The sequence below is a fragment of the Allobosea sp. FW305-C-101 genome, assembly GCF_058783685.1.
On the sequence record NZ_JBYSYT010000012.1, the window covers coordinates 17,585 to 29,914 of the forward strand.

General features: G+C 59.5%; 16 protein-coding genes. 12 read left to right on the forward strand and 4 right to left on the reverse strand.

Annotation, left to right across the window (positions count from 1 at the left end; genetic code table 11):
* Positions 1-140 precede the first annotated feature (140 nt).
* Positions 141-1,109 carry a LysR family transcriptional regulator gene (locus tag AC3WMA_RS25650; RefSeq protein ID WP_492288088.1) on the forward strand — a complete coding sequence of 323 codons (969 nt, stop codon included), beginning with the start codon at positions 141-143 and terminating at the stop codon, positions 1,107-1,109.
* A gap of 22 nt (positions 1,110-1,131) precedes the next feature.
* Here the strand turns inward: AC3WMA_RS25650 and AC3WMA_RS25655 are convergent, their stop codons facing one another.
* From AC3WMA_RS25655 to AC3WMA_RS25665, 3 genes are all read right to left on the reverse strand, one after another.
* Positions 1,132-2,202: an NAD/NADP octopine/nopaline dehydrogenase family protein gene (locus AC3WMA_RS25655; RefSeq protein ID WP_492288089.1), complete on the reverse strand. Its 1,071-nt coding sequence runs from the start codon at positions 2,200-2,202 to the stop codon at positions 1,132-1,134.
* A gap of 88 nt (positions 2,203-2,290) precedes the next feature.
* Positions 2,291-2,881, reverse strand: coding sequence for a peroxidase-related enzyme (locus AC3WMA_RS25660; protein WP_492288090.1), 591 nt, complete (start codon positions 2,879-2,881; stop codon positions 2,291-2,293).
* Positions 2,878-3,345 carry a CMD domain-containing protein gene (locus AC3WMA_RS25665; protein ID WP_492288091.1) on the reverse strand — a complete coding sequence of 156 codons (468 nt, stop codon included), beginning with the start codon at positions 3,343-3,345 and terminating at the stop codon, positions 2,878-2,880. The genes AC3WMA_RS25660 and AC3WMA_RS25665 overlap by 4 nt, the downstream gene beginning before the upstream one ends.
* A 301-nt stretch (positions 3,346-3,646) precedes the next feature.
* Here AC3WMA_RS25665 and AC3WMA_RS25670 point away from each other — a divergent pair, with 301 nt between their 5' ends.
* The 8 genes from AC3WMA_RS25670 (at position 3,647) to AC3WMA_RS25705 (ending at position 10,460) form a co-directional block, all read left to right on the forward strand.
* A complete protein-coding gene (locus AC3WMA_RS25670; RefSeq protein WP_492288092.1) occupies positions 3,647-5,107 on the forward strand; it encodes an NAD(P)-binding domain-containing protein in 1,461 nt (486 codons plus the stop codon).
* A gap of 85 nt (positions 5,108-5,192) precedes the next feature.
* Positions 5,193-5,933 carry an amino acid ABC transporter ATP-binding protein gene (locus AC3WMA_RS25675; protein ID WP_291664782.1) on the forward strand — a complete coding sequence of 247 codons (741 nt, stop codon included), beginning with the start codon at positions 5,193-5,195 and terminating at the stop codon, positions 5,931-5,933.
* A gap of 18 nt (positions 5,934-5,951) precedes the next feature.
* Positions 5,952-6,788, forward strand: coding sequence for a transporter substrate-binding domain-containing protein (locus AC3WMA_RS25680; protein WP_492288093.1), 837 nt, complete (start codon positions 5,952-5,954; stop codon positions 6,786-6,788).
* A gap of 64 nt (positions 6,789-6,852) precedes the next feature.
* Positions 6,853-7,560 carry an amino acid ABC transporter permease gene (locus tag AC3WMA_RS25685; RefSeq protein ID WP_492288094.1) on the forward strand — a complete coding sequence of 236 codons (708 nt, stop codon included), beginning with the start codon at positions 6,853-6,855 and terminating at the stop codon, positions 7,558-7,560.
* Positions 7,561-7,577: 17 nt separating this feature from the next.
* Entirely contained in the window at positions 7,578-8,270 is a 693-nt protein-coding gene (locus tag AC3WMA_RS25690) for an amino acid ABC transporter permease (protein ID WP_492288095.1), read from the forward strand.
* A 251-nt stretch (positions 8,271-8,521) separates the two neighbouring features.
* Positions 8,522-8,695, forward strand: coding sequence for a hypothetical protein (locus AC3WMA_RS25695; RefSeq protein WP_492288096.1), 174 nt, complete (start codon positions 8,522-8,524; stop codon positions 8,693-8,695).
* A 1-nt stretch (position 8,696) separates the two neighbouring features.
* Complete coding sequence (locus AC3WMA_RS25700) at positions 8,697-9,992, forward strand: NRAMP family divalent metal transporter (protein ID WP_492288097.1); 1,296 nt, start codon at positions 8,697-8,699, stop codon at positions 9,990-9,992.
* A 168-nt stretch (positions 9,993-10,160) separates the two neighbouring features.
* Positions 10,161-10,460: a PRC-barrel domain-containing protein gene (locus AC3WMA_RS25705; protein WP_492288098.1), complete on the forward strand. Its 300-nt coding sequence runs from the start codon at positions 10,161-10,163 to the stop codon at positions 10,458-10,460.
* Positions 10,461-10,673: 213 nt separating this feature from the next.
* Here AC3WMA_RS25705 and AC3WMA_RS25710 read toward each other — a convergent pair whose 3' ends face one another.
* Positions 10,674-11,165, reverse strand: coding sequence for a hypothetical protein (locus AC3WMA_RS25710; RefSeq protein WP_492288146.1), 492 nt, complete (start codon positions 11,163-11,165; stop codon positions 10,674-10,676).
* On the opposite strand from AC3WMA_RS25710, the gene AC3WMA_RS25715 reads away from it, so the two are divergent.
* From AC3WMA_RS25715 to arsC, 3 genes are read left to right on the forward strand one after another with little or no spacing between them, the layout of a single operon-like run.
* Positions 11,064-11,384: an ArsR/SmtB family transcription factor gene (locus AC3WMA_RS25715; RefSeq protein WP_492288144.1), complete on the forward strand. Its 321-nt coding sequence runs from the start codon at positions 11,064-11,066 to the stop codon at positions 11,382-11,384. The two genes, AC3WMA_RS25710 and AC3WMA_RS25715, sit on opposite strands and share 102 nt — an antisense overlap.
* Complete coding sequence (locus AC3WMA_RS25720) at positions 11,377-11,904, forward strand: arsenate reductase ArsC (RefSeq protein ID WP_492288099.1); 528 nt, start codon at positions 11,377-11,379, stop codon at positions 11,902-11,904. Before AC3WMA_RS25715 ends, AC3WMA_RS25720 begins: the two co-directional genes overlap by 8 nt.
* A complete protein-coding gene (arsC, locus tag AC3WMA_RS25725) occupies positions 11,904-12,329 on the forward strand; it encodes an arsenate reductase (glutaredoxin) (protein WP_492288100.1) in 426 nt (141 codons plus the stop codon). The genes AC3WMA_RS25720 and arsC overlap by 1 nt, the downstream gene beginning before the upstream one ends.
* The last annotated feature ends 1 nt before the right edge of the window (position 12,330 follow it).

Sequence of the window (12,330 nt, forward strand, 5' to 3'; positions counted from 1 at the left end):
TGGACCGGTTGTATCAAGCTTCGCGGATGAGAGAACCATTCTTGTGGACGAGCGCCAAGGAAGCGCTAGGGCTGGAGTGGATACGTCATGCTTGACCCGCATCATAGCGCCCATATCATGCCTATGATCGGGGAGTTGCAATGGATCTACGTCAGCTTGAAGCGTTTGCGGCGGTCATGTCCGCTGGGAGCATCACTGGTGCAGCGCGCCTTCTAGGACGGTCACAGCCCGCTCTGACACGCCTCATTCAAGATCTCGAAAACTCGCTTGGCTTCAGCCTGCTTCATCGAAGCGGACCGCGCGTAACAACCACGGAACAGGGCCTCCGATTCTATCAAGAAGTCGAGCCAGTGCTAGCTTGGCTCCGACAACTGCGAGAGCGTGCGGACGCGATCGCGGTCGACAAGCCGAGATCGCTCTCCATCGCGTCCATCGCGTCTTTTTCAGTCGGAATGCTTCCGGCTGCTTTGCGTCGCCTCGGGCTCGATAACCTTCCTGACCAGATCCACATTCGCACCGCGATTGCCGAGCAAGTCGTTCAGGACATCGCTACGCAAGTGTCAGAGATCGGCATCACGAGCTTGCCGGTGGATCACCCGGCGTTGGAAATCCATTGGATCGGTGAAGCCCCTTGCGTCGCCGCGATCGCATCGGACGATCCTCTCGCGGAGCTGGACTGCGTGCCATTATCCGCATTGGCCGGCCGACGGCTGATTACGCTCGCCAACCCGTTCAGATGGCGTCGGCGGGTCGATCTTGCCTTGGAGGCTAACGGCGTCACTCCCGCGGCGGTGTTGGACACCAACACGTCGAACGCAGCCATTATGTCAGCCCGGGCAGGTCTGGGAGTGGCGCTCATCGAGCCCATCATCGCATATGGAATGCCTGTCGAAGGGGTCGTCATCAGGCCACTCGACGTTAAAATCTCTTTCTTCTGGGCAATCGTGACACCTTACGGTCGTCCGTTGGCTGCGCTGGTTTCGGGCCTGATCGACAAGTTCGATGAGATTGGCCGGGAGACCATCCCGGGTTTCGTTAGGCACCCGGCGGAGGCAAGGCAGCAACTCGTGGCAGACCTTGCGCGGCCGGCATATTCTTCCGATCGCTGATCATGCGCCTAACCGATCTGGCTCACGCCCCGATAAGAGCAAGCTCTTGAAGTCGGTCGCGTGAAAGGTCCTGGATATCCAGCAAGGGCAATAGGTCATTGTCGCCGGCAAGCGGACGGCCGTATGCCGCCGATAGCAGCGCCAAACCCGCTTCGTGAAGGCTAGCTGGACGCCCCACAAGTCTGCCCAGCAGTATCGTTGGCCACAGGCCGTAGGGAGCGTCCTCGAGGACGTAGCGGCTCTCCGTTGTCGTAGGTCCAAAGCCGCCTTTCCCGCGCTTGTGAAGCTCCTGGTTCATTTCCGCGATGCTGGCGATGGGGAGCTGGTAAGAGAAGGAGTAGTGCTCCTTGATCGACCGCACCGAGACGCCGAACTCCGCTGCGATCGCTAGTCGTTCGGCATCTAGTTCCTCCATGACCCGACCCACAGACGCGGTGACGTTTTCAGCCTGGCCCCATCGTTCCCCGCGCTCCATTCGTGTGAGATTGAAAAGCGAGATGGCCAGGTGATTTTGTGGATTGAGATTGCTGAGTGAGATGGCCAGCAATCCGTCGCGCCGGACAAAGCGATCGCCGAACAGCGCTGTGCAAAGCGTGTGCCCGACCTCGATGTCACTCTCGGGAACCGTTGCGAGGTCGATCTTGGACCGAACGGAGTTCACCCCAACCTCAGCGGGCCCTTGTTTGCGCCCAGTCGTCAGCGTTGTGCCCCAAGCAATGATCGGGGCCTTTATACCTCGCTCCGAAAGCAGCCGGGACAGATAAAGTGCTCCGAACGAAAGATGGGAGCTGATGATTGTCGGTTGGCCATCGCGCAGGTTGCCGGCGATCGCTTCTATCGCCATGCGATGGGCATTCCCGGGCATGGCGATTATCGCCACATCGGAGCCGGCGATCACCTCCTGAGCGCTCGAAGCAATCCGAGGCCGAAAACTCAGGTCGAGAGCACCCGACGCTTTCAGAGATGCCCCGGCTGCGAGCTCGGCCGTGCCGCGCCCCGAAGGAGACCAGAGAATCGGCTCATGTCCGTTGAGATGGAGGTAAGCCGCCGTTCCAAAGGCGATGCCACCTGCACCGAGAATGCCCACCCGCATTGAATAACTCCGTTAGATCGAGCGGCCAGATGCATTTCTCGCGTTGTTGAGCGCGTTGGAGCTGCATTTCGCGCCCCTGGGATACCAATTACCGCTGTGACGGCTCTCGCTCGGTTGGCTCACCTAAGGTGTGCATGAGACGATTGGCCCATCCGAAGAGCGCGCTCGAATGAACGAGATCGACGGCCTCCAAAGTGTTCAGGCCTGCATTTGCCAGATTCGCTACCGCGGCTTCTGGGATCGCGGGCGGGGTCTCAGACAACTGTGCGGAAAAGTCGAAGATGGCCTGGTCCCGCGGTTCGAGCTTGGCCTGGCGCTCTCGATCGAAAATCTCGTCGATGACATCGAGGCGCTTGGACAGGTTGTTGAAGCGCGAAGCGTGAACCGCGGCGCAATAAATGCAGCGGTTCACGACGGAAGCGCCGACTGCGCCTAACTCACGCTCTGCTGAGCTCAACCCGTCCTTTCCATACATGATCTGGTTGAAGAGAGGCGATCGAACAGCCAGCGACTCCGGATCATGCGCGAGGGTCAGCACATAGGGCGATACCCCCTTGTTGGATGGGGTGACCTGCATTGCGGCCAACTGCTCGGGCGTCGCAGATGCTAACTCTACCGGCCTTATATACGGTGACCAAACAGGGACCTGCGTGGTGAAGTTTTCGACGACGCGGGTCATTTTGCCCCCTTCAGCGCCTGCAGGCCTTTGATCACCCTGGCTTGATAGCTCACGAATGCTGCCAATTCAGCGAGACGAACGATATCTGGCTCGCCCATGCCCGATGCTTTCAGCTTCTCGATATCAGCTCGCGTCGCGTCGCGAGGGCGCAATGTCAGCAGGTCGGAGTGCGCAACGATTGCAGCGGTCTGAGCGTCTGTTGCTACGTCGTGCAGTTCGTCGTTATCGCGGCTCTGTTGGATCAGCTCCTCATAATGCTCAGCGAGCTTTGGCACCTCGTACTGGCGGGCCATCCGGGCAGCGAGGGCGGCGCGCAGTCCGTGGCTTATGGCGCCCGGCGATCGAGCGAACAGCACGGCGTCGTGGATTGATTGGCTCAACCGCAGGATCTCAGCACGGTGCGAAAGGGCTTCGGCCAGATTCGAACCAGGACAAGCATCCACGATCTCTTCGATCAGTGTCACAGCAGGCGCCTCCTTGATCCGGTCAGCGTGTCATCATGTGACTGACGCATCAAGGGAGGTCTTGTATTCAAAAAAGTTCGATTGAGCTCTCCATTCATCACACCTTCATATTTGATTTGCATCAAAGCGCATTTAGCATCCGGCATATGCATGCCATTGGATCGGCCGTTCAGGTATGGTCTGCCCGCGAAGACGCGGGCTTGGCGCCGTTGACTCATGTCTCCCGTTCGCTGGCGGGATTGGACGGCGGCCTCTCCGACAAGATCGCTGTCCGAGGGCAAGATGGTTGGAGACGCCGGCTGTGACGGCACCCGACGTCAACCTCCAAGCTCTGGAAGCGCGACTTACGCAGGATCTGGCTTGGTTGGAATTGCCCGCGAAGAGTTGGGTTCCGCCGCAGTACGTCGACGATAAGCGCGTTCGAGATGTCGTCATCGTCGGCGCGGGCATGGCAGGGCTCGTAGCGTCCGGCATGCTAAAGCGGCTTGGGGTCGACAATCAGCAGGTGCTGGATCGAGCGCCGTCAGGTTTAGAGGGGCCATGGGCAACCTACGCCCGCATGCGCACACTGCGGTCTCCGAAGCAGTTGACCGGCCCGGCGATGGGCCTCCCGGCGCTGACGTTCCGAGCCTACTTTGAGGCTCGGTTCGGGTGTGAAGCCTGGGAAAAGCTCGACCGCGCACCGCGTTTGGTGTGGATGGATTATCTAATCTGGTATCGGAAGGTTCTGAGCCTGCCCGTCGAGAACGAGGTCGAAGTTCAGGCCATCGATCCACGTCCCGATGGCCTCTTGGCACTGAAGGTCGCTCGCAATGACGGGGTCGAGACGGTATTTGCCCGGCACGTCGTGCTAGCAAACGGACGCGACGGGCTCGGCGGCCCCTTTGTCCCATCGATAGCGGACGCCATTGATCGAAAGTTCTGGGCGCACACCGCGGACGAAATCAACTTTGAAGCGCTGCAAAACAAGCGCGTGGCGGTTATCGGCGCTGGCGCGTCTTCGATGGACAACGCTGCGGTGGCGCTGGAAACAGGGTGTGCCCGGCTGGACCTTTTCATCCGTCGCAATGACATCCCTCGGGTCAACAAGTTTACTGGTATCGGCAGCCAGGGCGTTATTCATGGCTTTGCGGGCCTGCCCGACGAGTGGAAGTGGCGCTTCCTGGATCACACCATCCGTGCGCAGACGCCACCGCCCAGACCGAGCACACTGCGCGTGTCCCAGCACGCTAACGCTCACTTCCACCTCGGCAGCCCAATTCTGAAGCTTGAGGAGAATGGTGATCACGTCGTTCTGACAACGCCGAAGGGGGCATACGATGTGGACTTCATCATCTTCGGCACGGGATTTCAGGTCGATCTCCTGGCGCGTCCAGAGCTTTCGGCCGTGGCCCGTTACATCAGGCTCTGGCGCGATCGGTTCGCGGCGCCCGAAGACATGCCCAATCCCGAGCTCGAAAATTCACCCGACCTCGGCGGCAGCTTCGAATTCCTGGAAAAGGTGCCCGGTTCCTGCCCCGCGCTGCACCAGATTCACTGCTTCAATTTCCCGGCGACGTTAAGCCACGGCAAGCTCTCGGGGGACATTCCCGCAATCAGCGAAGGAGCTGATCGGCTGGCTAGGGGGATTGTTCGCAGCCTCTTCGTGGCCGATCGAGAGCGCCACTACGCAGCTCTCACAGCGTTCGACACGCCAGAACTTCTTGGAGACGAATGGACTGATGCCGACGCAACCGTAGGAGCACCGCATGCAGCGGCGTGACAGAACCGGCCGTCGACTCCCATTTTCTCCGGCTGCCCCGACAAGCGCCCTTTGATGTTGCACCCTGGAAAGGACACCAGCCCGCATGCTTGAACTCAAGAATATCAAGCTGTCCTATGGAAATACGCAGGTTCTCAACGGCGTTGATCTCTCGGTCAATCGCGGCGACGTGGTCTCCATCATCGGCCCGAGCGGCACAGGCAAGACCACCCTGCTCAAATGCATCAACTACCTCGTGAAGCCCTCATCCGGGACAATCGCGTTTGATCAGCTTCACATGGACTACGCTCAGGCCGACAAGAAGGCCATCCAGGCTATCCGGCTGCGTACCGCCATGGTCTTTCAACAGTTCAACGTCTTCAAGAATATGACCGTCCTCCAGAACGTGATGGATCCGCTGGTCGTGGTGCAGCGGAAGTCGCAGGACGAGGCACGTGAGATCGCCCTTCGCGAGTTGGATCGCGTTGGTCTCTCTGCGAAACGGGATAGCTATCCCTCTCAGCTGTCAGGCGGCCAGTTGCAGCGAACAGGCATTGCCCGGGCACTCGCGGTGCGGCCCGACGTCATGCTGTTCGATGAGCCGACATCGTCGCTCGACCCCGAACTCGTCAGCGAAGTGCTGAAGGTCATCAAGGATGTGACCTCGTCCGGCATCACGTCACTGCTCGTTACACACGAGATGCAGTTCGCGAAAAATATCTCGAACCGGATCGTCTTCATGGATCAGGGCGTCGTTGCAGCTGACGGTAGCCCGGCCGAGATTTTTGACGCCCCCGCCAACCCACGCCTTGCTCAATTCCTGCAAACCGAACTCGCCTTCCACTGAGAAAAGGAGTTTTTGAAGATGTCTGCGACGAATTCAATTTCTCGCCGCGGGTTCGCGGTCGTAGCCGGCAGCGCCATGGTCCTGCTCGCATCCGCAACCGGCGCATTTGCCCAGGCTGCTGGTGGCGCACCGCGCGTGGTCAAGATCGCAACTTCAGCGGAATCCAAGCCGCTCGCGTGGGGGGCGATTGGCGTTGAGCCGCAGGGATATGAGCCCGACCTGCTGCGCGCCATCAACGCGAAGCTCCCTCAGTACAAGTTTGAAATGGAGGGCGTCGCGGACATCGCCCAGGAAACTGGCCTGGCCACTGGCAAGTACGACATCGCTTGCGGCGGATATTACAGGTCAGACGCACGCGCGAAGCAGTTCGTCATCCCTGAGAACCCGATGGGAGCGAGCTTGCTGAAGATCTACAGCCGCAAGGATAGCGACATCTCGGCGATGAAGGATCTCGTAGGCAAGCGGATCGTTCCGCTCACCGCCGGAGGTGGCACCTATCGGTTCGTCGTCAGCTGGATGCAGGAGAACCCTACTCACAAGCTGGAAATCACCACGTCCAGCGCCGGTATCCCGTACCCGGATCGGCTCAAGGAGGTCCAGAATGGCAAGTTCGACGCGCTGATCCTGCCCTCGAACCTCGGTGAACAGACTGTCATCGAGGAGCAAAAGCTCGACATCAAGGCATCCGAGCCGGTCTTCAGCGCAAACACCTACATGCTGATCCATAAGGCCGACAAAAACAAAACCCTCGCTGAGGACGTGAACAAGGCCCTGAAGGAGCTCAAAGAAGACGGGACGATGGATAAGCTTTCGAAGAAGTGGTTCGGCGAAGAGATCGTCCGATACATGAAGTAACGCCTTTTATAGCATTCGCACACAGAAGCCGGTTACGAGCGCCAGTTTTGAAAGGGAAGTGAACGTGGATCTTAAGACGATGATCCCCGAGTTGATGACGGCTCTGCCGCTGACGCTCGTTATCACTTTCGTGGCGCTGGTGGCCGGCTTCTGCTTGGCCCTCATAACGACGACATTACGTGTCGTCCGGATCCCGATCCTAAGTTCGCTTGCAGCGCTCTACGTCTCCTATGCGCGCAGTGTTCCTGTGGTGCTGCAGCTGTTCGTGGCATTCTACGGCCTGCCGCTCCTTGTCGCCATTTTTGGGATGGCTGACTTCTTCACCCCCACCGTTGCGGCGATGCTGGGGTTGAGCTTCTATCATGGCGGCTACTTGTCCGAGGTGATGCGCCCGGCGTTTCTCGCAGTCGATCGTGGCCAGCACGACGCTGCGGACAGCCTTGGGTACACCTTCAGACAGAAAATGATGCGTGTCGTCGGCCCCCAAGCGGTGCACATCGCACTACCTGGTTACGGCAACGCGCTCATCTACCTGACCCACAACGTCGCCCTCGTGATGTACATCGGCGCGGCAGACGTGATGGCCACCGCGCATCTCATCATGGAGCGCGCATACAACCAGTATCAGTTCGAGACCTATCTGGTCCTCGCGGTCATCTACTCGATCATGTGCCTGATTATCTGGGTGATCGTACGGTACTTCGAGCGCCGCTCGCCCATGTACGTGCCAGCAGTCGGTCCCGCCAAGCGCGTGGCCATGCCTAGCCTCTGAGAGCAGGGACGACCGACATGTTTGAAGCTGACATTCTCCTCGAAGACATTCGAGAAATCCTCAGCGCCGTGCCGTTTACGCTCTTCATGGCGCTGGTGACGTTCGGGTTCTCGACGATCATCGGCAGCCTGTTTGCCCTCGCCGAATACCGGAATATCCCGATCCTTCGCGAACTCATTTTTGCATACAAGGTCGCCTTCAAGGGCATCCCGCTCGTAATCGTCATCTTCCTTGGTTATTACGGCCTTCCGCCAACGATCCAATTCCTGGCATCGCTGCTCGGGATCAATTTCAACGGGCACCTCACTCCCAACTGGGTCCTGCTTGTCATCGGAGTGACTGCTTGCATCGCTGCCTTCCAGGCAGAGGTGATTAAGGGAGCCCTCAACTCTTTTGATAATGGCCAAGCGGATGCGGCTCGCTCACTTGGATACACCAATGGCCAGCTATTTCGCCGAGTCATGTTCCCTCAGGTCGTGATCGCGGCGATTCCGGACCTGACCAATTCCATCATGGTTATCATGAAGGCGCTGTCGCTTGGCTTCGCTATCGAAGTGGTCGACATTTTTGCCCAGTCGCAGCTCACGGCCGCGCTGAACTTCTACTATCTCGAAGCATTCGTGATCGCCGTCATAATCTACATGATCATCGCGTTCCTGGTCACGACCGCGGCTGACCGACTGGAACGGTCGCTTCGCGTGTGGACTTAGCGCTTGTATTGTAGGATTTGCTTGGCCATGCTTCCTCGTTGGTTATGGGCGGCATCCCTCGATACGGACGCCGCAGCCCGAGCAGCTTGCTTCGGCACCCCTATTATCTCCTCGCTCTTTGCATGGCCGTGTTCCGGCGAAGGCGGCGGCGGGCAGTGCGTCCAGCAGAGCGACCGCCGTAAAACAATTGCATGGACGGAACTGGCGTAAAGACTTCGCGTTAAGAACCTGCGGCATTGCAGGCGGTGGCCATGATGGCATCAGGAGCGATCAAATCGGGCTTGATCCTCGCAGCAATCGCGCTAGGTGCGACCAAAGCGTCGCTGCTAATTCAGCATCTTTTCCCTTCGCAGCCGATATTGATTTTGCTCGGGCCGGTCCTGGCAGCCGCCGCCGTGGCGACGATCTTTTACAGGCAGCACTGACATGGCTACTGCAGAGCAGAATAGCAGCCCCGTCGTGGAGCCGTCGAAACCCCGCCTTTTAAAGGTCCTTGGGCCCGGATTAATAACCGGCGCGTCTGACGACGATCCGAGCGGGATTGCCACCTATTCGCAGGCAGGGGCGCAATTCGGGTTTTCGATCACCTGGACGTTGTTGCTGACACTGCCTTTGATGGCCGTCATTCAGGAGATCGCGGGTCGGATTGGCCGGGCCAGCGGGCTGGGACTTGCTGGTGTCATAAGCAAAAACTTTCCTGCCTGGGTCATGCAAACGATCGTCTTTCTCTTGTTTTTCGCAAATATCATCAATATCGGAGCAGATTTGGGTGCGATGGGCGACGTCGTTAAATTGATAATCGGCGGAAAAAGTATGATTTACGTGATTATATTCGGGGTTATTTGCGTATTAATGCAAGTGTTCATGAAATATAAACGATATGTCTCTGTCTTGAAGTGGCTGACAATTTCGCTGTTCGCCTATTTTGGAACTGCGCTGGCCGTCAATGTGCCGTGGTCAGAAGCGCTGAGCGGCCTCGTCATCCCAACTTTCAGCCCAGATCCTCAGTTCTGGACCGTCGTCGTGGCGATTTTGGGCACTACCATAAGCCCCTATCTGTTCTTCTGGCAGGCAGCGCAGGAAGTCGAGGATCTGGGTGAGAAGCCGACGAGAACAGCCCTCGTTGAGGCGCCGAAGCAGGCACCCAAGGCACTTGCGAGGATAAGAACTGACACGGTGGTTGGAATGGCATTCTCCAACCTTGTGGCGCTGGCGATTGTAGTTACGGCGGCTGCAACGCTCCATGCCAATGGCGTAACTGACGTTCAAAGCTCGGCCCAGGCTGCTGAGGCCCTGAAGCCTGTCGCCGGTCAGTTTGCATTTTCCATTTTCGCTCTCGGGATCATTGGAACCGGCCTTCTCGCCGTCCCCGTGTTAGGAGGATCGGCTGCTTATGCGCTCGGCGAGGTCATGAAATGGCCCGTTGGGCTAGCTCGACGCCCGAAAGAGGCTAAGGCGTTCTACGCAACTTTGAGCATCGCGACCCTCGCGGGAGTTGCGCTCGACTTTACGCCGATCGATCCGATCAAAGCGCTCTTCTGGAGCGCGGTGGTAAATGGTGTAGTTGCGGTGCCGGTGATGGCGATCATGATGATCATCGCAGCTCGCCCCGAGATCATGGGCAAGGGTGCGATTCCGACTTGGATGACGGTGGTCGGCTGGGCAGCTACCGGCATCATGGCTATCGCGGCGGTCACGATGGGCGCGCTGTCGCTCCTTTAGGTGCCATCGCTTCCCTGGCGTTGGTTCTTTCCCGATGGAAGCAAGGTGGGAGGATCGGATCCCAGACCTAAGCTTGTCGTGCCGAGGGCCACGTGGCGCTCCAATAGGCAACGGACGGAACGTTGGCCGGGCATTCTCGTTTTGCCTATGCCAACAAAGGAGGCGACAATGGACCATTCCAGACATACGCGGCTCTCCCCGACTGAGCTGACAGCGGATATTCTCGACGGCGCAACGGTCTACGGCCTTGAGGATGAGACGATCGGATCGGTTTCTCACCTTCACGGATCAGGGCCGACAGCGCAGATCGTGGTCGATGTTGGCGGCTTTCTCGGCATTGGGGCAAAACCGGTCGCCCTACCGTTAGACCAAGTTGAATTCATGCGCGACGAAGATGGCGATGTACATGCCGTCTCGAAGTGGTCGAAGGATGAACTCAAGGCAATGCCCGAGCATGTCGACCCCTAGAATATACTTGAGGGCCGGCGGCGCGATCGACCGGCGCCGGCTCGACGCCGGGATCATTTTTGCCGTTAGACGTCGCGCGACCAACGCAATGGCCTGAGATTTCATCTGCTTCGCCCCGTCGGGATTTGCGTTCGATTGGCGATTTTCTATTGGGGAAGGATCAAACGTCTCGCTGGGCAGTTCCTGTGAGCACCGCGTTAGCGTGGATGCGGTTCACACGGAGTTGAAACGATGCCTCAAGAGAAGCCTGGTCAGCATCACGACCATCCCGGCCACAAGCCCGGTGACCTCGATCAGCATGGCCATCGAGACAAGGCGGGACAAAAGGAAGTCCCTGGGAAGCACCACGACCATCCTGGCCACAAGCCTGGCGATCTCGACCAGCACGGTCATCGCGACAAAGGCGCGACCGACAAAAGTTAGATCCACCTTGTCCTGCAGCGGGGAATTACCCTCCGCTGCAGCGCGACGTAACTCCTCGCAATACACCTTCAACCGGTCATAGCGGAGTTGCCGCCGGAGATAATTCACTTGATAAAAGTCAAATATGTCGATAAGTCTCGACATATGGAAAATGAAGAAGTGATTCTTGCCCTGGCGGCCCTGGCTCAGAGCACCCGCCTCGATGTCTTCCGCTTGCTGGTGACCGCGGAGCCGGAAGGGCTGCCCGCCGGCGAGGTCGCGCGCCGCCTCGAGGTTCCTCACAACACGATGTCGTCCCATCTCAGCATTCTCAGCCGGGCCGGGCTCGTGTGCTCGGAGCGCTTCAGCCGCTCGATCGTCTACCGGGCCGATCTCGACGCGCTTCGATCAACCATCGCCTTCCTTCTCAATGATTGCTGCGGCGGCCGCCCGGAGATCTGCACGCCGCTCCTGGCCGAGTTCACGCCCTGCTGCCCCCCGAAGGTCACGACCGATGCCTGATCGCGTCCACAACGTGCTGTTCCTCTGCACCCACAATTCCGCTCGGTCGATCATGGCCGAGGCTTTGCTCAACCATCTGGGCGAGGGGCGCTTCCGGGCCTTCTCCGCCGGCAGCGAAGGTGGCCCCGGGCCGAAGCCGATGGCGCTCAAGGTGCTGGACGCCGAAGGCATCCCGACCGAGGGCCTCTCGTCGAAGACCTGGGATATCTTCGCGAAGCCCGGCGCGCCCGTCATGGATCTCGTGATTACCGTCTGCGATCAGGCGGCGGGCGAGGCCTGCCCGCATTGGCCGGGCCAGCCGATCACGGCGCATTGGGGCATCGAAGACCCGTCCAATATCCAGGGCAGCGAGATCGAGCGCGAGCGGGCCTTCGTGACGGGCCTCCGCTATCTCAGGAACCGGATCAACGTCCTCCTGTCGCTGCCCGTCGCGAGCCTCGACGAGATGGCTCTGGCGCAGCAGGTCAGGCGGATCGGCGGCCTCGAGGGCGCGAGCGGCAGCCGCCCGGAGGTGGCGTGATGGACGTCGTCATCTACCACAACCCGGCCTGCGGAACGTCCCGGAATACGCTGGGCCTGATCCGCAGTGCAGGGGTCGAGCCGCATATCGTCGATTACCTGAAGACGCCGCCAACACGCGCGCTGCTGAGGCAGCTCCTCGATCGCGCCGGGCTGGCCGTCCGGGACATCCTGCGCGAGAAGGGCACGCCCTTCGCCGAACTCGGTCTTGGCGACCCGAGCCTTTCCGACGATGTCCTGCTCGACGCGATCGAAGCGCACCCCGTCCTGATGAATCGCCCGCTCGTCGTTTCGCCCGAGGGCGTGAAGCTGTGTCGTCCGTCCGAGGCGGTGCTGCCCCTCCTGCCTCCTCAGCGCGGCGAGTTCCGCAAGGAGGACGGCGAACTCGTCGTCGATGCCGCCAGCCGGCCCGCCGCTCACGCCTGAG